A 26,391-nucleotide genomic window follows, 5' to 3' on the forward strand; every position below is an offset into this window, starting at 1 on the left:
AAATAGGCATGAAATGATTGTAATGTTTAGGCTAAATCGTTTTGTCTTCACTTTTCATGATAAAAGAGAAAAAAATTAGACGAAAACAAATGTTATGCCCTGATTCTCCATATTTTTCATTTATAAAGTGGTAAGTAAGCCATGAATCCTATAAAAATGGATCATTTTAGATATTTCGTTTATTTTTTTGCTGTTGAAACGGTAAATGTAAGAATAAAACGCAGCAACTTTTTGATTACCATATGAAAGGGAGTAGAAAGGAATGCGATTTATATAATGCTGAACTGTCTCACCTTACATACGATATGATACATGCTTGTTTCATATGAACGAACCATATGTGAATACATGCTTATATATGCATGTACACATAATTTATTGTTCATTCCAGTATAAATAGAAAAATTCACTTTTATTCTTTCATGATCTCTTTCACTATTCCCCATTTCTATAGACCCCTACCCAGTTATTATATCCACTACTCATGATTCCCTTTCAAGCTCATGATTGATCAACTCATTTTATTCATAGGGTCTTAAGGTGCAAATTTTTAGAAAATATTTTGATCAGAAGCGGAGTGATTGATCTGACAGTATACAAATGATTTTTTTATCATGGTTGAAAATTAATTTTAGAAAAGGGTGGATGTATTGAAAAGAATATTGTCATTGGCTCTCATCGCGGTGTTAGTCATACAGTCTAGTATATTAGGAATCTTGCCTTTAGCAGGGGCACAAGCAAAAGAAATCCAAGAAAACATTTATGGAGATATTGAGTTTGCTGATAGCGAAGGAAACAAGTTATCAAACATGGAAGATCAGCAAGTCAGAAAGGCAATTGTCCATTGGTCGATAAAAGGAATCGATCTAAAAAAACAATATCCGTATGTTCTCACTCTTCCTTCAGCCATACAGGTAGAGAAGGAACAGAAGGAACCCATTACTGTGGGTGACATACTTGTTGGTGAGTATACCGTTTCAAAACAAAATGAAGTAACGGTCATATTTAAAGAAGATGTTGATCTTGATCCAAATTTAGAAGGATCAATAAACATAGATGTCACCAGTATAGCTGAGCCAAAAGAGAAAACAAAGCAAAACGAGCGTGAAGAAAGCCTTCCAAAAGATGACTCAACCTCATCTGAAAAAGACGATAAGAATCAAGAAGCCGCTCAAACGAAACAAAGCGATGAAGATGAATTACTAAAAAACAAAGTGAACGTATCTAAGCGTGTAGGGCTGCAAAGTGTTTCAAAACAAATGCTGATACAAGAAAATCTCCTCACTGATGCGAAATTAATATTTGAAGATCAGGAAGGAAATTCAGTTGATAAGCCTGACATCAACTCGCTTATTTCCATTAACTATGAGTGGGCGATCCCAAATGGTCATAGCTATAATGGCGGGGATGAATTCCATTTCAAGGTTCCAGAGGAATTAGTGATTTATGAAAAAATCGATCGTCTCGAGATGAAATTTAATCAGGTAACCATTGGTTATTTTTCTGTAGATGAGAGCGGAAATGCCTCCATCGAATTCACTGACTTTATCAAACAATATTCAAATATCCATGGAACACTTCAAGTGTGGACGCAATTAGATCAAAAAACAGTCATTACTGAAGAAAAAGAAGTGGTCATTACCCCGATTGAAGGCAAAGATACGATATCGATCCCGATTCAATACATTCCAAATGGTCCAAACGTCTCTAAAAAGGGAGAACCAAATCGATCTTACAATGCTGAAACCATTCAATGGACAGTCGATTTTAATATGAACTTAGACGATGTGAAACAAGCGAGACTTTTAGATCCGATTCAAGAAGGTCAAGCGTTAAAGAAAGATTCAATCAAGCTTTATCGTGTTGATACAAAGCTAAATGGTGAAACATCGCTTGGTCAGCTGCTTGACGAAAACCACTACACAATTGGCCAAACAGCAGATGGTCAAGATTTCACGATTGAATTTAAAGATGACGTGCATCTAGCTTACCGTTTAATGTATGAAACGGACATTACGAATCAAGATCAGTCTGCGTTTCGTAATAAAGCGTCCCTTGTTTCTGGTGATAAAGTGATTAGTTCAGCAGAAGGAACAGTGAATGTGACAAGAGGCAGTCCTTTAAATAAAAAAGCCGCCCACTACGATCCAGTCACACAAACAATTACGTGGGAAATTCGTTACAACTATAACGAAAAAACGCTGGCTAAAAAGGACGCTTTGTTAGAAGACTTCTTTAATGGCACACAGGCGCTGATATCTGATTCATTTCAAGTCAAAGAAGTCACAATTGATCAGAATGGCAATGAAGCAGGGACAAAAGCGTTTGAAAACTATGTGGTTCAACCTATAAAAAAGGAAGATCAAAACGGGTTTACCTTGCAATTCAATCAAGATATTCAATCGGCTTATCTCATCACATATCAAACAAAAGCAACCGAGCGGATTTTCGAAGCTGAAGAGATTATCAATACTGTAACAGCTGGCAAAGAGAGCAAACAAGGGAAGCAAAGAATTGACCAACAAATCCTAACGAAAAATCATGGAACACCGAATTACAAGAACAAGACCATTCCATGGCGTATCACCTTCAACAAAGATCAACAAACCATGAACAACCTGATATTAAAAGATACGTTTACAAACGAAGGATTGACGCTGCAAAAAGATAGTTTAAAAGTGACGACAGGTAATACAGTGCTTGAAGAAGGCACAGATTATCAAATCGTTGAACATGCAAATGGATTTGATATTCAATTTACGAAAGAAATCAAGACAGAACATACCGTCACATATACAACGTCTTTTGATTATGAAAAAAGAGCAGATAAAGATCAAAAGAACCTGCGTAATCATGTAAAGCTTGAATGGGTAAATGAAGATGGCAAGGATTTGACGAAGGAAAATCAGTCTGTCTTCACGCCTGACACATACACGCAGTCAAATGGTTTCAAGAACGGAACATATGATGCAAAGAAAAAAGAGATCACATGGAATATCGGTGTGAACTATAACTTGAAACATTTAGAAGAGGCGAAAATCGAGGATTTCATTCAAGGAAATCAGCGTTTGCTAAAAGATTCAATCACCGTCTACTCGCTTGATTTACAAGGCGGGGAAAATGGGGCGGAAGAAAAAGAGGTATTAGCGAAAGAACATTATGACATCAAATTCCTTGAAAATGAAAAAGGAGAATCAGGCTTCGAAGTCATTTTCAAACATGCCATTGATTCCCCATACAAAATCACGTATCAAACAAGTGTTGAAGGAATGGATTTAGTACAGAAAACCTATGAAAATAAAGCGACCCTTTATGATGGAAAGACGAAAGAATCAGACGTAAATGCTGTGGTGTCCATTCCAAATGGAGGGAAATACACAAGCAAATCAGGAAATCAGCAAGGGAAAGTCATTGATTGGAAACTCAATATCAACTTTGGCCAATCAACAGTCCAAGATGCGACGATTATAGACCATCCGAGCAGTAACCAAGCGATAATAGAAAACTCATTTCATCTCTATTCGACGACAATAGATGAAAAGGGGCAAGTGACCAAAAAGGAAGAGCTGGAAAAAGGGAAGGACTATGAACTAGACCTTGAATTCGATCCAGATTCTTTTCAAATCAAATTTAAAGAAGAAATCACGAGACCATATATTTTAGAATACCAATCTCTCATTTTAGATAAGGTGGGAAGTACACTTCAAAACGAAGTAACGTTTAGAGGTGAAAATGTAAAAGAAATCAAAAAGGAATCCGAAGCCTCAATTGTGGTCAAACGCACCGCTGGTATGGGAGATGGCACAGGAGCGATTGGCGCTTTAACCATTAAAAAGGTAGACGCGAGTAGTGGAAAAGCGCTAAAAGGAGCAAGCTTTTCTCTGACAGATGCTGCGAGCGGTATCGTCATTGGAACAAAGACAACAGATGAAGAAGGAGCTCTTCGATTTGATCGTCTTCTGTATGGTGACTATATCGTGACAGAAGAGAAAGCACCTGATGGTTATATTAAGACGAAGGAACCAATCAATGTAACGATTGATCAGCCCTACGAATCAGGAGATCAAGCGAAAACAGGAAATAGCATGACGGTGCAGAACCAAGAAATCCGCCAGCATGTCAAGTTAACGAAAAAAGACAAAGAGACGGGTGCGGCATTAGAGAATGCTGAATTTGAACTGAAAAATGAATCTGGAGATACCGTCCAAACCCAGTTGAAAACGGACGAAAAAGGAGAAATTCTTTTCAAACATCTTGAGCCAGGTTCCTATTATTTTGTTGAGACAAACGCACCGAAAGGCTATCAATTAAATCAGCAAAAATGGCCGTTCACAATCAAAGAAAATCAAACAGAAACAACGATTGTCACTGCAGTAAATGACATCATCAAAGGCTCTGCTGAATTGAGCAAAATAGGTGAAAGCGGAGAGAGACTAGAAGGTGCACAGTTCAAGCTCTTAGATCAAGACGGGCATGAGCTAAATGGTTCGCTTGTCACAGGAGAAAATGGCAAGATCACGTTAAACGAACTAAGACCGGGTACGTATCAGCTCATTGAAACCAAAGCACCTGATGGTTATGTATTAGATGAAACACCAATCAAATTTGAAGTACCACTCGATCCAACAGAACCAGTCATCATTTCACAAAAGAACCTATATGAAACAAGTGCATTAGAAGTGATGAAAGAAGGGGAAGATGGCAAGCAGCTTCAAGGTGTTCGATTTGAAATCACGGATCAAAATGACGAAGTTGTACGTAAAGATTTGACAACAGATAAAGATGGGAAGCTTTTGGTCGATAACCTCAAACCGGGCAAATATCAGCTTGTAGAGACAGAGAGTATTGATGGTTATCAAAAGAAAAATAAACCTTATCCGTTTACCATCGAAATCGCACAAAAAACACCGGCAGAGATCAAAGTGATCAATGATCTCAAAACTGGAGCTGTCCAGCTCACGAAGCTTGGTGAAAAGAATGAAGCGCTTGAAGGAGCAGAATTCAAGCTTGTAGATGCAAATGGAAAAGAGATGAAAACAGGTCTCGTCACTGATCAGAACGGGGAAATCATCGTCAACGATCTTAAACCTGGAACCTATCAGTTTGTTGAAACGAAGGCTCCATTCGGTCATGAGCTTGACGAAACACCTGTTACTTTTGCTATTCCATTTAACCCTGAGAAGCTGGTCAGTGTGACAAAAGAAAATAGCCGCACAACAGGCGGAGTGCTGTTACACAAAAAAGGCGAAGATGGGAAATCATTAGAAGGGGTTGTCTTTGATCTATCTGATGCCAAAGGAAAGTTAGTGGCAGGAGGAGAAGGGATTACAACCAATCAGAATGGAAAAATCACCTTCACAGGTCTAAAACCTGGAACCTATCAATTTGTTGAAAGAAAGAGTCTTGAAGGCTATGAATTGAGTGCGAAACCACTTGTCTTTCAAGTTGAATTAGGTCAAAAAGAATGGATTCAAGTGGAGGCCATCAATCAGCTCAAGAAAGGTTCTGTAGAACTAACAAAAATAGGGGAAGAAAAAGAAAGATTGAAGGGCGCAGAATTTACACTTTTCAATGACGATGGTAAAGAATTGATGTCAGGTTTAACAACCAACGAGAAAGGCATCATCACTGTCAACGATTTGAAACCAGGCGCTTACCAATTGGTTGAAACGAAGGCTCCTTTTGGACATAAACTTGATGCAGAACCAGTAGACTTTAAGATTGATTTCAATCCAAATCAACTGGTGAAAGTGACAAAAGAAAATATTCGGACGACAAGTGCTGTGAAGCTTCAGAAAAAAGGGGAGGATGGTCAGTTGCTCATTGGCGTGACCTTTGACCTGATTGATGCGCACGATCAGCGTGTGAAGAAAGACTTAAAGACAGACAAAAACGGTCAACTGACAGTCGATCAACTGAAGCCAGGAACCTATCAATTTGTCGAAACAGCAAGCATTGCCGGCTATGAATTGGATCAGACACCTGTCTCATTTACGATCCGTTTAGGTCAAGACAAACCAGCCAAAGTAGAAATGATCAACAAACTGACGCCGGGAGCAGTGGAACTGACCAAAGTGGATGATGAGGGACATACGCTCGAAAATGCAGAGTTTGCTCTTTTGAGTAAAGAAGGGAAAACGTTGAAGAAATCACTTGTAACCGATCAAAAAGGAAAGCTTCGCATCAACGATCTAAAACCGGGAGAATATCAATTCGTTGAAACGAAAGCACCTCATGGCTATCAATTGGACCATAAGCCGATCCTGTTTACAATTGAAAAAAATCAGCAGAAGCCACTTCAATTAACAGCGAAGAATCACTTGATCTTAGGAAGTCTGCGTATCATAAAGGTAGACCAGCAGACAGATAGAACTTTAAAAGGTGCAGCCTTTGACATTCGTACAAAAGCCGGGAAAACCATAAAATCTGTGACAACAGGAAAAGACGGAGAAGCCATTGTCAAAGGGCTTAAACCTGGTGAATATACACTCACAGAGACGAAAGCTCCAAATGGTTATGTAGCTTTAAAGAAACCACTCATCTTTACAATTCAAATGGGCGAAGTGGAGATCAAGACATTGATTGTGAAAAATGCTCCAGTGAAGAATGAAGAGGACCACACGAATCCTCCAGCCTCACCTAAAGGGGATCAACATCCACCTCATGACTCAAACGGTGAGCTGCCAAAGACTGGAGAAGAATGGCTGCGTTATATGATGTATGCAGGGATTTTACTAGTAGTTTCTGGAACTGTTCTTCTTGTTATTAGAAGAAGAGCCATTCAGTAAAAGGAAGGAACGAGTATATTGATGAAAAAAAGAACCTTATTAGGCAGCTTTTTGGTGGTCGCTGGGCTAATGCTCATCTCCGTTCCTTTTATATATGAGTGGCGAACTTCTCAAGAGACAGCAGCAATGGAACAGGCATTAAAGATGATTGAAGAAAATGACAGTGATGCCCTTTCTTCTATTCCACATCTAACTGTGTCAGAAGAAGACCTTCGAGATGTGATGGAGCTAGAGATCCCGTCAATTGATTTAAACGAAAAAGTGCTTCCTGTTACTTCAAAAGAAAATTTAGGTATTGCACTGACTCAGATCAAATCTCATCAAATGCCAGGTGAAGGAAATTTCACGATTGCAGGCCATAGAGGGTATAAAGGCGACCGGCTTTTCAGGCAGCTGCCAGAGGTGCCGAAGGGAGAAAAAGTCGTCTTACATCATCAAGCGGAAACATATGAATATAAAATTGTCAGCTCAGCTACGATTGAACCGACGGATGTTGATGTACTAAAGGATCACGGGAAAAATGAACTGACATTGATCACTTGTACTCTTGATGGTCAGAAACGATTTGTCTTAAAAGGAATACGAATCAATGCTTCAAAGGGTGAGCAACCGTCGGATGTATAACACCAACATAATAGATGATGGATACGATGGAAAAGCAACGCTCACGATCGACATGTTACACCAATTGTTATCAGAGCATTATCCAACATTAAAAAACGAACGTTGGGATGTTGATGTAGATACAATTCGGACTTCGCCTATTCTTCATCCTATATTAAAAAGAAAGCTTCCAATTGGTATCGAAAAATTCACCTGTGTGTTGTTTACGCAGCAAACAGCAGCTTTTGGAGAGCCTTTGATAGTGTACTTTTTATTAGATGAGAAAGGCGAATCGATTTACGCAATGGATCTCTTGCTTGAGCAGCATGATCCACATTAAACGAGAACTAAAAAAGGAAGGGGCTTTGACTCCCTTCCTTTTTTGTCATTCAATTACGCAAATAACTTCAGCCCAACGACGCCAATCACAATCAGCAGCAAGCTGAGTATACGAATCATGTTTTTCGGTTCTTTAAATAGAATCATATTAAACAAGACAGAGCCCGCCGTTCCAAGTCCAATCCAGACCGTATAGGCAACGGATACTTGAACGGAAGAGAACGAGGCATATAAAAACAAAAAGGATAGGGCAAATCCGCCGACAAATAAAATACCTGTCGTGATTTGCTTTTTCTTACTAAACATATTGAGGCCAATGGTTCCGCCGATTTCGCAGGCAGAGGCTAATAGTACAAAAAACCAGCCCATTTATACCGCTTCTCCTTTCTGCTCATGTGCATCTCCATCAGACACTTTCAGTCCAATAATGCCGAGAATTAAAATGCCCATAAATAAGAGCTTTTCTAATGAAAACGAACCGCCGAACAGCGCGTAATCCATCAAAGACGTACCAATCGTTCCAACTCCGGCAAACACGGCGTACACGGTCCCTGTCGGCAGCTTCTCGCAGGCTTTCATTAAAAAATAAAAATCAACCGGGATCAGGCAGATAATGATCGCCCACTCCCACACCGCATCAGCTCTATTTAAACCAAACACCCAAAGTAATTCGAATAAACAAGTGAGTGCGACATACATCCAGCTTTTTTTCATCGTATTTCCTCCTAAAACTCAAAACTGACGATTCGTCATTTTAAAACCAAAAAAGAACATACAGCAAGTGCTGTACTCAGATTGTTGACAAAGGGCTAAAATGAACTTTATTTTAGCCCTTTGTCTTCTTTTCAGCGTGATAGAAAACCTTTGCAGTCTAGGAAGGACGAGTACTGGCGCGGAGCGAATTTGACATTCGTGAGCACCAGCACGCAGGACTGACACCGAATGCGCGGGTTTGTCTACACGCCGTACAGCAAGTGCTGTACTAAGTTAAGGTGTCTCTATGCCAAGTGCGTAAAGAAGAAATTGCTTCACCTCTCGCTTTTGAATCAGAACCTCTTCTGTATCTGTTTCTGTAAATAAGTACATTTGCTCAGCAGACGATTCAAGTAAACCGATAATGAATTTGGCTGCATATTGACAGTTCAAATTCGCACGGACCCTTTTGTCCTGCTTTGCTTTTTCTAAAAAAGCAGCGACCCATTTGTAAATCGGCTCATAAATATCTTCCCATTCCTTTAAATGCTCCGTGGCAGCTAAACCTGAGTAGGTTAGAGCAAGGACGTCACGGTATTGTCTTGTAAAAGAGAAGATGAATTCAACAAGCGCATCTGCTTGATCGAGGACATCCGCATGCTGAGTCAGTTCCTTTTCAATAGCGGGAACCATCTGCGAGATCAGATGTTCTGCGATAGCAGGCATGACAGACAGCTTTGAAGGAAAATATAAATAGTACGTTCCTTGCGCCACTCCTGCTGCTTTCACAATATCCGAAATGGTCGTTTTTTCGATTCCTTTTTCTTTAAACGCATCAATGGCAGCAAGCATAATCTTTTCTCGTTTCGACACATCATCACCGACCTTAAATGACTGAATGTCAGTCAGTTTAGCGGAAAACTGACGATTTGTCAATATGGGTGTCTCGTCATTGAATAGGAGAATAAGTGATGAATAGATGAGGGCAGGCCTGAATAAGCTGTAAATATGGTCAAGCATCATGTGAGAAAGGGGCAGCTCTCCGTATGACATTCAGTGCGATGTTTTCCATTACTTATTTTCTCTTGCTCGTCCCGCTCTATTTACATATGAGATACAGACAGGCGAAAAAGCAAAAACGATTTATCTATTTACGAACAGAAATCGTTCTTGCCTGTCTGTTTATGTATACGAATGTTTTATTGTATTTGACGGTCTTTCCTAATCGTTTTTCCGCACCAAGGGATCAGGTGAGTGTCAACCTCATGCCTTTGCAGTCCATTTATCAAAATCTCCATGCCTATCATCACGGCTATCCCAATCTTGTTTTTTTAAATTTGGCAGGGAACATTTTGTTATTTGTGCCACTTGGTTTTTTTCTCTATCAGGCATTCCGAACCTTGCGCTGGCAAAAGGCGATTCTTGCTGGCTTTTTCTTGTCAACAATGATTGAAGTGCTTCAATGGGTATTCTCGCAATCTGGTATGATTACAAGAAGCAGCGATATTGATGATATTCTATTAAATACACTCGGCACAGCGCTAGGTTGTATGTTGTATCGAATGTATCGACGAAGGAAGGAGAAAATCAAGTGAAGCGAGTATGTATCATTCCATGTGGGGCGAAGAAAATTTGGGACGTCCATCCAGAGGCAGGGAGCCAGCCAGCGAACCTCGTTTATTTAAGTCCGCTGCATCAGCGTACGAAGAGCTATGCCCAAACGTTCTTTTCAGACTGGCTGATCATATCAGCGAAGCATGGATTCCTAATAGCAGATGATATCATTCATGAAAATTATGATGTGGCTTTTGGTACACCGCATGCTGATCAGATAACACGTGAAGCACTAAGGCAGCAATTTCATGAAAAACATCTCACTGCATATGATGAACTAGTGATACTAGGTGGAAAGAAATATCGAAAGGTGATCGATCCTTTATTACTTCCTCATCAGACAGCGATTTATCCGCTAGCTCCATATAAAGGAATTGGCTACATGCTTCAGACGTTAAAGCAAGCCGTTGAGACAAAAGTAGAACTTCCGCCGCATATTTAACGCATTCACATCTACCGGTAAGCAGGGGTTTGATCATTAAAAAGAGAATGAATGAAGTAGCGATGCTGATTGTTTCATATCTTTTCAGCAGCCACTAGGATGTCCGCATCGCTTATAAGAGTGGCTATATGAACAAGGGGGCGTATGAACATGACAACCATCTATTTAGCTGGTGATTCAACCGTTGCATCTTACCCGGATCGTCCTGTTCAAGGAGGATGGGGAGAGTTTTTACATCGCTATACAGCGCAAGGCGTGAGCGTCGACAACCGCGCAATCGGTGGAAGAAGCTCAAAAACATTCATTGAAGAAGGACGGCTTGATAAAATATTGGCTGACATTCAGCCTGGGGACTGGCTGCTTACACAAATGGGGCACAATGATGCTTCAACGGAGAAGCCCGAACGGCATACAGATCCTTTCACGACGTATAAAAGCTATTTGTCTCAATATATTCACGGAGCAAGAGCGAAAGGCGCTACACCGCTTTTATTAACGCCAGTCGGCCGCTTTCATGAAAAAGACGGAGAATACATCAATGACTTCCCTGATTACTGTGCCGCTATGAAAGAACTAGCTGATGAAGAAGAAGTCCTTCTTGTTGATTTAAATACGGCAAGCCTTCAATTTTATCAAATTTCCGGCATAGAGAAAACGACTTCTTACTTTATGCTGTCAACAGGCGTAGAGGATCGCACGCACTTTACAAAAGAAGGAGCAGATGCGATTGCAAGACTTGTTTCGCTTGAATTAAAAGACCTTGGATTAACGATTGTGTGATGGATGACAGGACGAGAAAGCGCTCGTCCTGTTCTTTTTTTGCAGAAAGCTATTGATTCCCTTCACCAGAGTAGACTACAATAGGTACATATGATAATGAGAATCAATATCACTTGTAAATAGATCAATCGATGAAAAACTGGAGGGACTCAAATGACAGAGCAGCTTGAATTGTTTGACGTCACCATTATTGGCGGCGGTCCAGCAGGAATGTACACCGCCTTTTATAGTGGGATGCGGGATTTAAAGACAAAGGTACTGGAGTATAACGAAAGCCTTGGTGGGAAAATCCTACTGTATCCAGAGAAAGTCATTTGGGATGTAGGTGGATTAGTGCCAACAAGAGGAGAGCAATTAATTAAACAGCTTGAACAGCAAGCCAAAACATTTGAACCTGTCATTGCATTAAATCAAAAAATAACAGACTTTCATCGCTTAGAAGATGGAAATATATTGATTACGTCCGAAAATGGTGATCGCCATTTAACCAAAACCTTGATTTTGGCAATGGGGCACGGTATTCCAGTTCAAAGAAAGCTGGAGGTTGAAAATGCAGATCGCTATGAAGTAACAAACCTTTATTATACGGTTCAGGAGCTCAAAACCTTCGCGGGAAAAAAAGTCGTCATCTCTGGGGGCGGCGATTCTGCGGTGGATTGGGCAAATGCCCTTGTGCCAATTGCGAAAAGTGTCACTGTTATACACCGCAGAGATATGTTTGGTGGACATGAAAAAAACGTGGCGAATATGAAAGCATCAAGTGCACGTATTTTAACCCCACATGAATTAACTGACCTACATGGTAACGGAAAAGAAATCGAAGCTGTCACTGTTCAGCATTTAGAAACAGGTGAAAAAGAACGTATTGAAACAGACGCAGTCATTGTCAACCACGGCATGAAAGGCGATTTAAGTGTTCTTGCAGAATGGGGATTAAAGCAAGGTGAATGGGGACTCATTGAAGTGAATGAGCAGATGGAGACCAATTTACCAGGTGTGTATGCAGTAGGTGATTTATGTACACATAAAAGCAAGGTCCGCTTGATTGCAGGAACGTTTGTAGATGGTGTGAACGCACTAAATAGTGCGAAATTATATATCGAACCAGATGCGGAGAAAGTGGCGTATGTATCTTCTCATAATGAACGTTTTAAGGAAAAAAACAAAGAATTGCTAGCAGCCGGTGCGAATCGCTAAAAAAAACAAAACAAGAAGGGTGGTGCCGCAACGGCATCACCTCAGATTGTTGACAAAGGGCTAAAATGATTTTTATTTTAGCCCTTTGTCTTCTTTTCAGCGTGAATTGAAAACCCTTGAAGTCTAGGAAGATCGAGCACTGGAGCGGAGCGAATTCAACATTCGTGAGCACCAGCGCGCAGATCTGACAACGAATGCGAGGGTTTGTCTACACGCTGGGGTGGTGCCGCAACGGCATCACCTTTTTTATCGCTGAAAGGAGGTATCTGAAGATGAACGCACAAATGGAAACGATGCTACATATGAAAAAGAAAGTTCAGATGTGTCTGAAAGCAAAACAAACGAACAGATGGCAGACAAAATCTCCAAGCGTTTTAACAGCTGATGGTACCGTTGTCATTCAGCTAGAAGGAATGGAGTACGAGCTTGACGGTGGGGATAGCCTGTTTATACGATCTCACATCCCCGTTGTCATCCGTTCTTTATCTAATCAGCAAGTCACAATTTTTGCTGTTTCATTTGAACATTACATGCTCACAAATGATGCTGATGATGAATTAATTTATAAAATCAATTATGATACCCTGCCTGATAACGGGCAAGTGGTGATGGGCTCACCGGTATTATTTCATCATATTAAACGTTTAAGTGACCCCTCTTATTCAGAAAGTAGCCAAGTGAAGCTACTAAAGCTAGTACTGCAAATATTCCAGCAACAAAATGAAAAAACAACTGATGCTGATCATTATTCAATTCAAATGATTCTTCAATACATTGCAGAGCATTACCAACAAGAACTGACCCGTAAGGACTTAGCACATAAAATGGGCTTTAATGAAAGCTATTTCTCTACTTTTTTTAAGAAAAGCGTTGGAATGAGTGTCACAGATTATATTGCACAAATTCGAATGGATGAAGCAAAAAAGCTATTGTTCAAAACCGATGAACAGGTTCAGGCGATTGCACAAAGAGTAGGCTATACTGATAGCCTCTATTTCAGCAGAAAATTTCGTCAAAAAACGGGCAGATCGCCTAGTCAGTATCGACTGAGCCGCCAACCAAAACGAATTGCCGCTTTTCAGTTTGTAGGCTCTTTGCTTGCGCTTGGAGTGAAACCAATTTGCATGGAAGAAGATATTGCTCTTTATTCAGATGTGCTTCAAGGTCAACTCAGTGATGTTATCGTCATTCATGAGCATACACCTGACGACGTTTTGAAGGACATGAACTTAGACCTCATTTTAATGCCTGATTATTTCTATACAAACATAGAATGGATGAAACGCATGGAGAAAATCGCTCCTGTGCTTGTTTTTCCATATAGTCGTCTGAGTCCTGTAGAGGAGGTACTTTGTTTAGGTAGCCTCATCGGAAGGAGCGAAGAAGCAAAGCAATGGGTGGAGCGTTATGAGAAGCAAGCACAGAAGGAAAGAGCTCGCTTGACGCCATTTTCTAAAAAAAAGGAAACAGTTGCTTTATATGAAGTAAGGGGACATGACAAGGTGTATATGTGGTCTTTTCATGCGAGAGGAGCAATCAACCTATATAAAACGTTGGGGTTGAATCCCCCTGAAGCCATTCAAGAGGAGGTGCTGAAACCGGATAAACATGTTGTGATTCCGCTTGAGCGTTTAGCAGATTATGCAGCAGATCATATGTTTTTTATTGTGGCTGTTCGGAATGGATGGTACAGACATATGGACAAACGTATGAAGGAAAGTGATGTCCTGCGTAATTTACCCGCAGTGCAAAATAATACATTCTACCTGTTAAAACTAGAAGAATTTAGATTTGGTGAAGGGGAACGGGCGATAGAAATCATGAAACGATTCTCTCAATTTTTAATAAAAGAATAAGAGTATCTAACAATTGTCCATAAACAAGTTATGACGATTATCCATAGACCGATAGACAAGCGGTTGATAGAATACGAGAGACAAATAAATGATAATGATTCTCAGTGATTCATCATGATATGGAGGAGAAAAGAAGTTATGAAAAAACAAGGCATATTTCTTAGTTTAATAGCTTTAGTGTTGTTATTCGCACTAGCAGCCTGCGGTCAAAAGGAAGAAAGTAAAAAAGCCGAAGAAAAAACAAAAACGGTTGACACAGTGAAAGGCAAGGTCGAGATTCCAGCAAATCCAAAGCGTATTCTCGTAGATGGCTATTTGGGTAGTGCTGTTGCACTAGGGGTGAAACCGGTTGGTGCCACAACACAAGATTTAAAAAACATACATCTCAAAGGCAAAGTGGATGGTGTGGCAGACATTAGTGATGAACGCTCCGCCGAAAAGGTGGCAAGCTTAAAACCAGACCTCATCATTTCAGCTGTAGACGATGAAAAGGTACTTGACGTCTACAGAAAGATTGCCCCAACGATTGTTTATCCGTTCGGTGTATTTAAAAATTCACAAGAAGAGATCACTACATTAGCCAGCATCTTGAATAAAGAAGAAGAAGGAAAAGCGTTTTTGAAAAAATTTGATCAACGTATAGAAGCTGCTAGAAAGAAAGTGAAAACAGTCATCAAAGAAGGCGAAACAGTGTCAATCTTGGGTGCATTTAAAAATGATGTCTATGTGTATGGGAATGGTATCTATCGAGGTGGACAAGCACTTTATGAACAATTGCAGCTTCAGCCGCCAAAAGATGTTGCAGACACTGTTTTAAATGGAAAGTCAGGATTTGAACATATTTCATATGAAGTGCTACCAAAATATGCAGGTGATTATATATTTGTTGATGAAGCCAACGGAGGTACGTTCGATAAGAACAATTCAATATGGAAAAGCTTAAAAGCGGTGAAAAAGAATCAAGTACATGACTTGGATATTACGTATTTCTGGCCATTTGATCCAATAGCTATCGCCAATCAAGCAGAAAAATACGTTGAGATATTGACAGAATTGTCTCAGAAGTAAGGGGGCTGCTTTTTGTTAAAACGATTTTTCTCCTATTACAAGCCATATATGGGGCTGTTTATATTAGATTTTTCCTGTGCCGTCATAGCGGCACTACTTGAATTATCATTTCCACTCGCGATCAGTATGGTTGTAGATGACCTTCTCCCAAACAGAAACTGGGAAATGATTCTCATCTGGAGTGGAATTTTACTGGCAGTCTATGTCGTCAGCTCAGCAATGAATTATGTGGTGACATATTTCGGACATAAGCTAGGTATCAATATTGAAACAGATATGAGAAGTCAGCTATTCACCCACGTACAAAAAATGTCTTTTCGATTCTTTGATCAAAAGAAAACAGGAAAGCTTGTTTCACGCATGACAAACGATTTAATGGATATTGGTGAAATCGCTCACCACGGTCCTGAAGATTTATTTATTGCAATGATGACTCTTACAGGTGCATTTGCCTTGATGCTATCAATCAATTGGCAGCTTGCCGTCCTCACGTTTCTCATTGTCCCATTCTTAATAGGGCTATCGGTTTATTTTACGAAGAAAATGTCGATTGCCTTTGATCACATGTTTTCAAGTATTGGTCAATTCCATGCAAGGGTTGAGAATAATGTGAGCGGAATTCGAGTAGTGAAGGCATTTGGGAATGAAACGCACGAGGTGGATCGCTTTATTGAACACAATGAACAGTTTAAACAAACGAAATTAACCACATACAAAATGATGGCATTACACGCTTCAATTAGTCACCTGCTTATGAAGGGCGTCACCATCTTTGGACTTGTATGCGGGACATGGTTTGTGATGCAAAAGAATATGACCTATGGCGAATTCATTTCATTCGTCCTGCTGTCTGGAATCTTTTTAGGACCTATTCAACAAATTAATTCAGTCATTGAGACGTATCCAAAGGGAGTCGCAAGCTTTAAGCGATTTGTTAAGCTCTTAGATCAAGCCCCAGACGAAAAGGACGTCCCTGATGCGATTCATGTCGATGGGCTAAAAGGTGAAATTACATTTCATGATGTCAGCTTTGGTTATGAGAAGGACAGTTTGATCCTTGAGCATATTAATCTGGAGATCAAACAAGGGGAAACGGTTGCCATAGTAGGTCCTTCCGGTGCTGGTAAATCCACGCTTTGCAGTTTATTACCAAGGTTTTATGAATGGCAATCTGGAACCATTACGATAGACGGAATTGATAGTAGACAGATGAAGCTGTCTTCACTGCGCCAACAAATTGGAATAGTCCAACAAGACGTCTATTTATTTAATGGGAGCATTCGAGAGAACATTCTTTATGGAAAACTTGATGCAACTGAGGATGAAATATGGCAGGCAGTGTCAAAAGCAGAGCTAAAAGAACTCGTCGAATCCCTGCCCGAAGGTCTTGAGACAATGATTGGTGAAAGAGGCGTCAAGCTGTCAGGTGGACAAAAGCAGCGTGTATCAATTGCACGTATTTTCCTGAAAAATCCACCTATTTTAATACTGGATGAAGCGACCTCATCACTAGATACTGAAACAGAGGCTTCGATCCAACGATCACTAGAAGAGCTTTCAGAAGGTAGAACGACGCTAGTCATTGCGCATCGCCTTGCAACTATTCAACATGCAGATCGAATTGTGGTTGTGACAAAAGGTGGCATTGCAGAGCAAGGAAATCACAAAACATTACTAACGCAAAATGGCTTATATAAGCGCCTTTATGAAACACAATTCGGGGCATAAAAAGTCCATTAGAAGAAATGTGAAAGCCGGCAAAAGAGCGCCGGCTTTTTTCTCATGACATGTATTGCAATCTTTTTCCCTAGTTTCTAGGGGCAAAGAGCATCATACTCACACCTATTAAACAAATAAGAGCGCCTACCCAATCGTACAAATCAGGCGTTTTTCGATCGACCCACCAGCCCCAAAACACAGCAAGAACCACAAACACACCGCCATAGGCCGCATAAACTCGTCCGAAAGTCGGGAACTGCTGGAAGGTAGGGATGACCCCATAAGCGACGAGGATGAGGCTGCCGGCGATTCCATAGCTGACAGGTCTGGCTTCGCGCAGCCAAAGCCACACAAGATAGCCACCGCCAATTTCTGCTATTCCTGCTAATAAAAAAAGAACGATCGTCAACATCATGTAAGGACACTCCAATTCATTTCGTTACCTTCTATTATGACATGTTGACATTGTGAGGGACATGAGAGTTTGCTAAAATCAACTGAACAGAGAATGGAAACACATGGATTCTTGACTTTTCAGATAGAAGTGATCCAAATGGCCTTGCTTTTCGTACAGTAAGTACATTCTCATGAGGAGCACACTTCCTTTTTCGGCGCTCTTTTTTTCTCCTTTAAAAAAGAGTAAAGTACAAAGTAGGCTTATTTCAGCAAATCGAGTGATAAGCAATACGTGAAGGATTTCATGATGAATGCAGCATGCTCTTTCTCATGAAAAAGGAAGGAGATGACCATGGATACACTGAAAGATTCTGAGCTGTATCACAAGATCAAATTTGATCGTCACAAGCCTTCACTTGAAGTGCTGTATGATCGCTATGAACGTGTGTTATATTCGTTTATTTATAAAATGACTGGAAGTCGTGAGCTTGCGGAGGAAGTGCTGCAAGAAGTCTTTATCAAGCTCTGGCGCGGTATAGGAGAATACCATACGGATAAAGGCAAATTCTCCTCGTGGTTATTCATGATGTCACGCAACACAGCCATCGATCTCCTAAGAAAGCACCGGAACGAAACGGCACTAGAAGATGAGCATATTGAATATTTAGCCGATCATCAAGAAGATGTATCAAAGGAAGTTGAATGGAACGAGAAAAAACAAATCATACGTGAAGCAGTATCTACATTGTCAAAAGAACAGCAAACTATCATAGAAGATGTCTATTTTAAAGGAATGACACAAAAAAGCATTGCTGAAAAACTAGGCATCCCCATTGGAACGGTGAAGGGAAGAGTTCGATTGTCATTGAAGCACTTACGGACGAGACTGTCTCGCGGAGGAAAGGAGGAAGAGGCATGACTCAGTGTAAACATCAAGTGATTGATTATTTCAACGGGCATGTACAAGGAGAAGAAAAAGCACAATTTGAAGAGCACCTCAAGAACTGCTCAGCTTGCAAAGAAGAGCTTGAAGAATTGACATCGCTCATGTCTGACATTCCATTTCTAGCAGATGACCAAACACCTCCGGCAGGGATGAAAGACCGTATTTTATCCCAGGTGTTTGAAGAAGAGACGGTCGAAGAAAAGAATAGCCATAGGAAAGAGCTCAAGGCAGCACATGAACCAAACGAGATGAAACCACTGCAAAAGAAACGTAACCAATGGCTATTGCCACTTGTTGCCGCACTGCTTCTTATTTCAGCAGCTGGAAACGTGTATTTCTTATCGAATGGAAAAGAACAAGCGGAAGAACCTGTCAGGGTTGTAGCGACAAAATCACTGGCATCAGCCGCATCACCAAAAACAACGGGTGCTTTTTCAGTGATTGAGCATAACGGCAAAAAAGAGCTGGTGGTGAGTGCAGACGGATTAAAGGATCAGCTTGATTCATCTGCTGTTTATCAAGTGTGGCTCATTAAAGGAGATCAGCCGGTACCAGCTGGTGCCTTTAAAACAGATAACAAAGGAGAAGGAACCGTCACCTATGCATTATCAGAAAAAGAAGCGAGCGAATCATGGGATACCGTGGCAGTCACCCTTGAACCAAAAAAGGATAACAAACTGCCGCAAGGACCTGTCGTACTAAGCGCTGCATTTTAAATGTGATTCAGGAAGGATGCCTTTGGGGCATCCTTTTTTGATAGGCAAAGGGAACTTTTTGGCAGATAAGACGTAGTACATATGGAGGTGAAACAGATGAAACCATACATAGAAAAAGAACTATTTCTCTTATCAGTGAGACACGCATGTATGGCCATTTATTTTCTTGTCATCCCATTTTTGATCCCATTCTTTTATTACCCATCGCTTTTATTCATTACGCTCATTGCATTTTTTATCACTCATAACTTAGCGGAAAGTATCATTTGGTTTTATAAATCGAGAAAGATCAGAAAGCATCAGTCTGGTGATCTATCGAAACGAGGACATGTCTTGACCCAGATCGTGCAAAGGCTTGAACAGCTGATGATGATCAGTTTTGTGCTGTTTTTTATAAACGAATGGATACAGGGGATAGCAGATATGTCTAACCTCTTCTTCATTACTTTTTTCTTCATCCTTGTTTTCCTTCAGCACATCCAGCTTTATTACGTTCAGCTATTTTTTAAATCCAAAAGCTGGTTCTCCTATGTTCCTTCATTGCAAAAGGCTCGTCCTTCATATATAGCGAGGGAGCGAAAGGCTTTGAAAGGGTCCTAAATGTGCAATCACTCGTTTGATCTATCCATAAACATCAGAAAATTATGATAAAATGTGGAAAAGAAGCATGGTGAAAGGGAGTGCGAGCGAGTGAAAGCTGTTGGACTATTGGAGTACTTACCGATTGAGCATGAGCAAAGCTTGATGGATCAGGAAGTAGAAAAGCCTAAAGCAACGGGCAGGGATATACTGGTGAAGGTAGAGGCTGTGTCAGTGAATCCAGTTGATACGAAGGTGAGATCACCGAAGGATCAGAAGGAAGAAAAACTGAAAATTCTTGGCTACGATGCAAGCGGTACGGTTGTTGAAGTTGGCGAAGCGTGTACATTATTTCAGCCTGGTGATCACGTGTACTATGCGGGAGATATCACGCGTCAAGGCTCAAATAGTGAGTATCAGCTTGTGGATGAACGGATTGTGGCAAAAAAGCCTGTTAATCTCTCCTTTGCAGAAGCAGCCGCGATGCCTCTGACGACAATTACGGCATATGAAGCGTTATTTGACCGGATGCATATGAAGCGAAATGCAGAAGGGGCAACACTGCTCATCATCGGCGGTGCAGGCGGAGTAGGTTCTATTGCCATCCAACTAGCCAAATTAGCAAATGCCACTGTAATCGCCACCGCATCAAGACCTGAAACAAAAGAGTGGTGTCTATCATTAGGTGCTGATCATATCATTGATCATCATGAGCCGCTTCTCGCGCAGCTTCAGAAAAAAGGAATAGGCGAAGTGGATTTCATTTTATGCCTAAATGATACAGATGGACACTTCAAAGGCATGGCAGAAGCCATCAAACCGCAAGGCACGATCTGTACCATTGTCGAGAATCAGCACAACCTAGACATTCAATTACTCAAAAATAAAAGTGCTGCATTTGTATGGGAGTTCATGTTCACACGCCCTATGTACAAAACAGCGGACATGATCAAACAGCATGAGCTTTTAACAGAGGTGGCTGAGTTATTTGAACACGGGACATTAACGCATACGTTAACAAAGGTTCTCAGTCCGATCAATGCCGCTCATTTGAAGCAGGCACACCAAACCCTTGAACAAGGAAAGATGATTGGCAAATTTGTACTAGAAGGATTTGAGAAAGGGGAGAGGGTATGACGTCATTACAATATCCGATTGGGTTATATGAACCGGTTGAAAATAAAACAAAGGAACAGCTAGAGTCATGGATTGATCAGTTGGGTGCGATTCCACAAGAATATGAAACAGTCACCAATCAATTGACAGATGCTCAGCTGGATACACCCTATCGGCCTGGAGGATGGACCGTCCGTCAGCTCATTCATCACGTAGCAGACAGCCATCTGAATGCATACTTACGATTCAAGCTTGCGCTCACAGAAGAAATACCGCACATCCGTCCATATGATCAGGCGGGATTCGCCGAGCTTCCAGATAGCAAAGCGCCCATCAGCCTATCACTGCCCTTAATCAGCAGTCTGCATCGCAGATGGGTTACATTACTTCGAGGGATGTCAGAGGAAGACTTCACTGCATCCTATTATCACCCAGCCGATCAACAAACGGTGTCCTTATATGATGCAACAGGTATGTACGTCTGGCACTCAAAGCATCATCTTGCCCATATCACGGAATTAATCAAAAGAAATCAATGGAATTAAAGGAGTCATGACATGTCTGGTAGAAGAATTGTCGGCGCCATGTTTATTTGTATGGCGGCATTGTTTTATATAGTAAAATATGTGCTTTTTGAGATACGCTATAGTAATAGCTTAGGCTCAGAAAGAACGATTGAGGAACTTGAACAGATACTGCCTGGCGGTACGTGGATCAGTATCTTTTTTCTTATCATCGGTTTAGGTTATCTTTTATGGGACGACAGGGAAGTCATTCGTAAAAATCTCTTCACCCCAGATCGACAAGTAGAAGAACTAAAAAAGACGGATCTCAAGTGACCGTCTTTTTTCCTTTTCATGTTTAGCCGCGTTCAGGACGCAGTGCTTTTTCTAAAATAGCCAGCCCTTCGTTGACTTTTTCTTTTTCCTCGTCATTGAGCCGTTGCAGGGAGTTTTTGATTTTTTCGTGTCCTTTTTGATAAATGCTTCTAAAAATATTTTTCGCTTCCTCTGTTAGTTCGACGACAATGATTCTACGGTCACGCTCAGAGTGTTTTCGTTCAACAAAATGAGACTGTTCTAACCGGTCAAGCAGGCCTGTCATATTGGACAAAGAAGCGCCCATTTTTTCAGCGATTTCGGATACCTTGAGAGAGCCATGGTTATTGAGTAGCATGAGTACCTTCATTTGAGGCATACTCATATCAAGCTTCATCCATTCTGACACATCTCCAAGACCTGCAGCTGTGAGTACTTTCATATAGAGCACCCATGTCTTTTTTTCCTCTGGAGATAGAATCTCTTCTTTTAATACGGTGGTGTCATGAATATTATATTCCACGCTCGTTCACTTCCTTTAAGCGGCTCTTTTCTCTATATTACTGATTTTTACTTCTAATTGAAAGGTTCGACAAGCTTTTGAATGTTAAACTGCATGAATCAAGTGGTATTTGTTGTATAATAATGGTCAGTCGAAATAAATGAAGCAACTTAGAAAGTTGGGAAAATCATGTGGAACAAAAAAACGGGTATGACGATCTTAAAAATGCTTTTTCCGATCGTGATTATCCTTGTCTTAATTTTCGTCGCCAAAAAGGAACTGAGCGGCCTTTCCATTAAAAAAACGTTTTATATCATTGACAGCTTGAATCGGATGGACTTGTTTATTCTTGTTTTTCTTGGACTTGTCGCAGTGTTATCGATGTCCTTATATGATTTTATTTTACGAAAAAGCCTGAATATGCCCATCAGCGGCTGGAAAACGATTCGCATTTCTTGGATTGCGAACTCCTTTAACAGTGTCCTTGGGTTCGGCGGTCTATCAGGAGCAGGGCTTAGAACACTTCTATATAAGGAGTACATAACCGATACGAAAAAACTGCTCAAAGGCATTGCCCTTTTGACTTCCTCGGTTCTTTTGGGCTTATCTATTTTCAGTGATCTGATCTTGGTGAGGGTGCTTCCTGTTGAAAGTATTATTAGCCAAGAGCCGTGGCTATGGGCCTTTGTGATCATCTTTGCTTGTATTGTGCCCATTTACATCATTATGGCGTCCGTACGAAAAAGCTCGATTGAGAGCGGTGAAAGCGGACTGAAGCATCCGATTTACGCTTATATCGGAGCATCGTTTTTAGAATGGCTGGCAGCTGGTCTCGTCATGTACATGGCTGTCGTCTCTATGGGGATGAATGTCGATGTCCGGATTGTATTAGGCGTATTTGCGATTGCGTCAATCGGCGGTTTAATCAGTATGGTTCCGGGCGGATTTGGTTCATTTGACCTCATCTTTTTACTGAGCATGCAGTACATTGGGTTTGATAAAGAGATGGTGCTGACGGCGCTCGTTTTGTACCGCTTCGTGTACTCGATCTTCCCGTTTATCCTTGGGCTTTGTCTAGCTGCTTACGATTTAACGGGAACGACGCTAAGACGTCTTGAAGGCAATCCGAGAATGGCACCTGCCATAGAAACAACGAACGTCTTAATTGTGTTGCACCGTGCTTTATTAATCCGTTTATTGTACGGATCTTTATCGATTTTAACCTTTGGAAGCGGCTTGCTCATTATGGCGTCTGTTGTGCTTCCTGTCGATCGATTAGGCGTGATTACAAGCATTCCACGCTTTCTATTATCAGGATTTAATGGTCTTTCTTTAATGTTCGGCATCATCCTGATGATTTTGTCCATTGAAGTGTATAAACGAACAAAAAGATCGTACGTGCTGACGATGATCGCCCTAGCAGGCGGCTTTGTGTTTACTTTGTTAAAAGGATTTAACCTGAGTCTCATCTTTATACTGCCAGTCATCATGGCTGTATTTTTCTCTCTTCGAAATCAATTTGTGAAGCAGCAGGCCCCTTATTCCTTGTATCAGTTTGTGGCGGCTGCCGCTGGATATTTACTCGTGCTGTTTAACTATAATGTCATCGGCAACTTTATTTGGACAAAAATTGGACATTTCTTGAGTAGGGATTACCTCGTGCATAATGAACGGCATATCACAATGACAAGCATGATTGCTCTCATAGGTGTACCGCTTTTTTTCTTCATTAGCAGATTGATTTTTAATAAAAGAGCATTTCCGATTGGAGAAAAAGCAGATGAGGAAAAATTAAAAACGTTTTTAGAAGAAAAGGGCGGAAATGCCCTCAGTCATCTTGGCTTTTTAGGCGACAAAAAACTATTTTTCTCAAGTGATGGAGAGGCGATGCTTCAATTTGGGCGCATTGGCCGCTGCGTCATTGTGCTTGGAGATCCATCCGGACGTAAAGCATCCTATCCACTTGTACTTGAAGAGTTTCTACAGCAGACAGAAAAAGCAGGCTATCGCGTTGCTTTTTATCAAGTAGAACGGGAAGGGATGGCGCTCTACCATGACTTAGGCTTTCACTTCTTTAAGCTTGGAGAAGAAGCCATGGTCGATTTAGAAACGTTCTCTCTTTCCGGTAAGAAAAAATCAAATTTACGGGCTGTGGCCAATAAGTTTGAACGAGAAGGCTATACGTTTGAAATGCTGGAACCGCCTTTTTCAGATGAGCTCATCTCAACCTTAAAACAGATTTCTGACAGCTGGCTCGGAAAGAAAAATGAAAAAGGGTTTTCGCTCGGCTATTTTCAAGAAGATTATCTTCAAAAAGCACCGATTGCGATTCTGAAGGATGAACAAGGGGAAATCATTTCTTTTGTATCACTAATGCCGATGTATCAAGAAGGGGAGATTTCCATCGACCTAATGCGTCATATGCATGATGCACCGAACGGGATGATGGATGCGCTGTTTATCCACCTTTTTCAATGGGCGAAAGAAAAAGGCTACAAATCCTTTAACATGGGAATGGCGCCTTTATCAAATGTAGGAACATTTCATCAGTCCTTCCTCACGGAGCGTTTGGCGAGTGTTATTTTCAACAACGTCAGATTTATGTACAGCTTCAGCGGATTACGGTCGTTTAAACAGAAATATAAACCTGAATGGCGCGGAAAATACTTAGCGTATAAAAAGAATACATCATTACCTGTCACAATGGTGCTTGTCACCAAGCTGATAGGGATGGACCCGAATCGCAACCGGCGTCCATAGATGAAAAACCTTTACCTTTCACTAGGTGAAGGTTTTTTTAGACAAAAGAATAGCAAAAGTGGTAAAGTTGAAGAGTAAGGGGGATGTAAATATGACATTAAATGAATGGTTTAAAAAGGGATTAACTGAACGTACATATGTACACAACATGGAGAAAAACCGAGAAAATCTACTCACGGTGTACAACCAGTACGCAATTCATCAAAAAGAAAAAGAGCTGCTTCAAAAGCTGCAAAAGAAAAAGCTCAGAGCGCTTGTCATCACAGCGGATTGGTGCGGAGATGCGATGGTCAATGTACCAATTTTCATGCGTATTGCAAGTGAAGCACTCATTGATGCGCGCTATTTTATTCGGGACGAGCATCTAGACCTGATGGATCAGTATTTAACGAACGGGACCGCAAGATCGATTCCGATTATCGTGATCATTGATCAGGACGGGAATGAAGTAGGTAAATGGGGACCACGCTCAACAGAAGCACAGCGATTTGTTGATGAGAAAAAACCCGACAAGGATGCACCTGATTTTGAGGAAGCTTTTCAAGTATTTGCGAAAGAAGCCGCACATCACTATACGACAGATCGTTACTTATGGAAAGATATTGAGAAAGAAATAGTAGAAGTTTTGGAAAAAATATAAACCAAAAGACTACTTCGCCGCAACGGGAAGTAGTCTTTTTTTATCTTGTTTTTGCGTCTCACCTACAAAACACCGCATAAAGATGTAGAAAAACCGCAGAATTCTACAAAAAACCGCAGAAAACCGCAACGCATCACGATTTTCCCAACCATTTTTAGTTGAAAAACCTCATATGTGTCATGAAAACCTTAATTTTGCCCTTATCTAAAGGCTCATATAACGCACGTTGGTTTGCTTTTTCCCAATACAAGAGGCCCAGCAACTATAGTAATCTAGTTGTAATCTCCTTTGAACGAACTAAAAAACAAATGACGGAAAAGGGCTGGCGATCAATCTATGAAAAAAATCATTTATCTCGATCAAGAAAAAAAGAAGCTCGCTGAATCGAAAAAAAGAGAACAGCGTTCCATCAAATCACTTAGGCTGCTTGTGTTTTATGACGGGCAAAGTCCTTCATGTGCAAAAGCGATGGACTTGTTGAAAGCTCTCGATTGGAAGAACCGTATTCATTTTGAATCCTTTAGACACTCGCAATTGCTCAAACTGAACAAAATAAGTGAAGAAAAGGCAGAAAAGCGAATCGTGTCAATTTCCTTAGCCAAAAACCAAAAAAACTCAGGGATCTATACATGGCTGAAAATTGCTTGCAATATCCCTGCATTATGGGGAACGATCCCATTCATCGTGCTCAGCATTTGGTTAGGTTTTGGTCAGCATGCGTACGATTACTTTGCGAGAAAACGGTATGTTCATTCAGTCAAACAAGTCACCCGTCCTGATACAGATCAACAGAAGACCATTTAATGAATAGGAAAAGCA

The 26,391-nt window shown here is 40.8% G+C and carries 24 protein-coding genes; 19 read left to right on the plus strand and 5 right to left on the minus strand.

What is annotated here, in order from left to right:
• Positions 1 to 641 precede the first annotated feature (641 nt).
• From MHB79_RS04095 to MHB79_RS04105, 3 genes are read left to right on the plus strand one after another with little or no spacing between them, the layout of a single operon-like run.
• Positions 642 to 6,788, plus strand: coding sequence for a SpaA isopeptide-forming pilin-related protein (locus MHB79_RS04095; RefSeq protein ID WP_340989097.1), 6,147 nt, complete (start codon positions 642 to 644; stop codon positions 6,786 to 6,788).
• A gap of 21 nt (positions 6,789 to 6,809) precedes the next feature.
• Positions 6,810 to 7,412, plus strand: a complete 603-nt coding sequence (locus MHB79_RS04100; RefSeq protein ID WP_335356042.1) for a class D sortase — start codon at positions 6,810 to 6,812, stop codon at positions 7,410 to 7,412.
• Positions 7,405 to 7,731: a hypothetical protein gene (locus MHB79_RS04105; RefSeq protein WP_113386859.1), complete on the plus strand. Its 327-nt coding sequence runs from the start codon at positions 7,405 to 7,407 to the stop codon at positions 7,729 to 7,731. Before MHB79_RS04100 ends, MHB79_RS04105 begins: the two co-directional genes overlap by 8 nt.
• Positions 7,732 to 7,784: 53 nt before the next feature.
• Here the strand turns inward: MHB79_RS04105 and MHB79_RS04110 are convergent, their stop codons facing one another.
• The 3 genes from MHB79_RS04110 to MHB79_RS04120 form a co-directional block, all read right to left on the minus strand.
• Entirely contained in the window at positions 7,785 to 8,099 is a 315-nt protein-coding gene (locus MHB79_RS04110; protein WP_003217878.1) for a DMT family transporter, read from the minus strand.
• Positions 8,100 to 8,444, minus strand: coding sequence for a DMT family transporter (locus MHB79_RS04115; RefSeq protein WP_003217798.1), 345 nt, complete (start codon positions 8,442 to 8,444; stop codon positions 8,100 to 8,102).
• A gap of 273 nt (positions 8,445 to 8,717) precedes the next feature.
• A complete protein-coding gene (locus MHB79_RS04120; protein WP_034620888.1) occupies positions 8,718 to 9,296 on the minus strand; it encodes a TetR family transcriptional regulator in 579 nt (192 codons plus the stop codon).
• Between the two features lie 173 nt (positions 9,297 to 9,469).
• On the opposite strand from MHB79_RS04120, the gene MHB79_RS04125 reads away from it, so the two are divergent.
• The 7 genes from MHB79_RS04125 (at position 9,470) to MHB79_RS04155 (ending at position 17,108) form a co-directional block, all read left to right on the plus strand.
• Entirely contained in the window at positions 9,470 to 10,018 is a 549-nt protein-coding gene (locus MHB79_RS04125; protein WP_050944764.1) for a VanZ family protein, read from the plus strand.
• Positions 10,015 to 10,479: a DUF6884 domain-containing protein gene (locus MHB79_RS04130; RefSeq protein WP_340989100.1), complete on the plus strand. Its 465-nt coding sequence runs from the start codon at positions 10,015 to 10,017 to the stop codon at positions 10,477 to 10,479. Before MHB79_RS04125 ends, MHB79_RS04130 begins: the two co-directional genes overlap by 4 nt.
• A gap of 150 nt (positions 10,480 to 10,629) precedes the next feature.
• Positions 10,630 to 11,259: a rhamnogalacturonan acetylesterase gene (locus MHB79_RS04135; protein ID WP_003217853.1), complete on the plus strand. Its 630-nt coding sequence runs from the start codon at positions 10,630 to 10,632 to the stop codon at positions 11,257 to 11,259.
• Between the two features lie 153 nt (positions 11,260 to 11,412).
• Positions 11,413 to 12,456 (plus strand): NAD(P)/FAD-dependent oxidoreductase, encoded by a 1,044-nt coding sequence (locus MHB79_RS04140; RefSeq protein ID WP_050944761.1) that lies wholly within the window; start codon positions 11,413 to 11,415, stop codon positions 12,454 to 12,456.
• 272 nt (positions 12,457 to 12,728) lie between these two features.
• Complete coding sequence (locus tag MHB79_RS04145; protein ID WP_340989102.1) at positions 12,729 to 14,312, plus strand: helix-turn-helix domain-containing protein; 1,584 nt, start codon at positions 12,729 to 12,731, stop codon at positions 14,310 to 14,312.
• A gap of 138 nt (positions 14,313 to 14,450) precedes the next feature.
• Complete coding sequence (locus MHB79_RS04150; RefSeq protein WP_050944759.1) at positions 14,451 to 15,380, plus strand: ABC transporter substrate-binding protein; 930 nt, start codon at positions 14,451 to 14,453, stop codon at positions 15,378 to 15,380.
• Positions 15,381 to 15,392: 12 nt separating this feature from the next.
• On the plus strand, positions 15,393 to 17,108 hold the full coding sequence (locus MHB79_RS04155) for an ABC transporter ATP-binding protein (protein ID WP_050944758.1): 1,716 nt from the start codon (positions 15,393 to 15,395) through the stop codon (positions 17,106 to 17,108).
• Positions 17,109 to 17,187: 79 nt separating this feature from the next.
• Here the strand turns inward: MHB79_RS04155 and MHB79_RS04160 are convergent, their stop codons facing one another.
• Positions 17,188 to 17,514, minus strand: a complete 327-nt coding sequence (locus tag MHB79_RS04160) for a YnfA family protein (RefSeq protein ID WP_050944757.1) — start codon at positions 17,512 to 17,514, stop codon at positions 17,188 to 17,190.
• 333 nt (positions 17,515 to 17,847) lie between these two features.
• On the opposite strand from MHB79_RS04160, the gene MHB79_RS04165 reads away from it, so the two are divergent.
• From MHB79_RS04165 to MHB79_RS04190, 6 genes are all read left to right on the plus strand, one after another.
• Positions 17,848 to 18,414: an RNA polymerase sigma factor gene (locus MHB79_RS04165; protein WP_340989104.1), complete on the plus strand. Its 567-nt coding sequence runs from the start codon at positions 17,848 to 17,850 to the stop codon at positions 18,412 to 18,414.
• Positions 18,411 to 19,157 carry an anti-sigma factor gene (locus tag MHB79_RS04170; RefSeq protein WP_212046489.1) on the plus strand — a complete coding sequence of 249 codons (747 nt, stop codon included), beginning with the start codon at positions 18,411 to 18,413 and terminating at the stop codon, positions 19,155 to 19,157. Before MHB79_RS04165 ends, MHB79_RS04170 begins: the two co-directional genes overlap by 4 nt.
• 96 nt (positions 19,158 to 19,253) lie before the next feature.
• Complete coding sequence (locus tag MHB79_RS04175; RefSeq protein WP_340989107.1) at positions 19,254 to 19,757, plus strand: hypothetical protein; 504 nt, start codon at positions 19,254 to 19,256, stop codon at positions 19,755 to 19,757.
• 90 nt (positions 19,758 to 19,847) lie between these two features.
• The gene (locus MHB79_RS04180) at positions 19,848 to 20,873 is read left to right on the plus strand and encodes a zinc-binding alcohol dehydrogenase family protein (RefSeq protein WP_340989109.1); all 1,026 of its coding nucleotides are present in this window, start codon (positions 19,848 to 19,850) and stop codon (positions 20,871 to 20,873) included.
• Positions 20,870 to 21,397 carry a YfiT family bacillithiol transferase gene (locus MHB79_RS04185; RefSeq protein ID WP_003217850.1) on the plus strand — a complete coding sequence of 176 codons (528 nt, stop codon included), beginning with the start codon at positions 20,870 to 20,872 and terminating at the stop codon, positions 21,395 to 21,397. Before MHB79_RS04180 ends, MHB79_RS04185 begins: the two co-directional genes overlap by 4 nt.
• Positions 21,398 to 21,409: 12 nt before the next feature.
• Entirely contained in the window at positions 21,410 to 21,691 is a 282-nt protein-coding gene (locus MHB79_RS04190) for a hypothetical protein (protein WP_050944752.1), read from the plus strand.
• 22 nt (positions 21,692 to 21,713) lie between these two features.
• On the opposite strand, the gene MHB79_RS04195 is transcribed toward MHB79_RS04190, so the two are convergent.
• Positions 21,714 to 22,193 (minus strand): MarR family transcriptional regulator, encoded by a 480-nt coding sequence (locus MHB79_RS04195; protein ID WP_003217817.1) that lies wholly within the window; start codon positions 22,191 to 22,193, stop codon positions 21,714 to 21,716.
• Positions 22,194 to 22,361: 168 nt separating this feature from the next.
• On the opposite strand from MHB79_RS04195, the gene mprF reads away from it, so the two are divergent.
• The 3 genes from mprF to MHB79_RS04210 all read left to right on the plus strand — a co-directional run bounded on the left by mprF (position 22,362) and on the right by MHB79_RS04210 (position 26,376).
• Positions 22,362 to 24,932 (plus strand): bifunctional lysylphosphatidylglycerol flippase/synthetase MprF, encoded by a 2,571-nt coding sequence (mprF, locus tag MHB79_RS04200; protein WP_050944751.1) that lies wholly within the window; start codon positions 22,362 to 22,364, stop codon positions 24,930 to 24,932.
• Positions 24,933 to 25,023: 91 nt separating this feature from the next.
• A complete protein-coding gene (locus MHB79_RS04205; protein WP_003217810.1) occupies positions 25,024 to 25,572 on the plus strand; it encodes a thioredoxin family protein in 549 nt (182 codons plus the stop codon).
• Positions 25,573 to 25,908: 336 nt separating this feature from the next.
• Positions 25,909 to 26,376, plus strand: coding sequence for a thiol-disulfide oxidoreductase DCC family protein (locus tag MHB79_RS04210; protein WP_003217856.1), 468 nt, complete (start codon positions 25,909 to 25,911; stop codon positions 26,374 to 26,376).
• The last annotated feature ends 15 nt before the right edge of the window (positions 26,377 to 26,391 follow it).

The organism is Bacillus sp. FSL M7-0558 (assembly GCF_038003245.1).
In the GTDB taxonomy this organism is placed as follows: domain Bacteria; phylum Bacillota; class Bacilli; order Bacillales; family Bacillaceae; genus Bacillus; species Bacillus pumilus.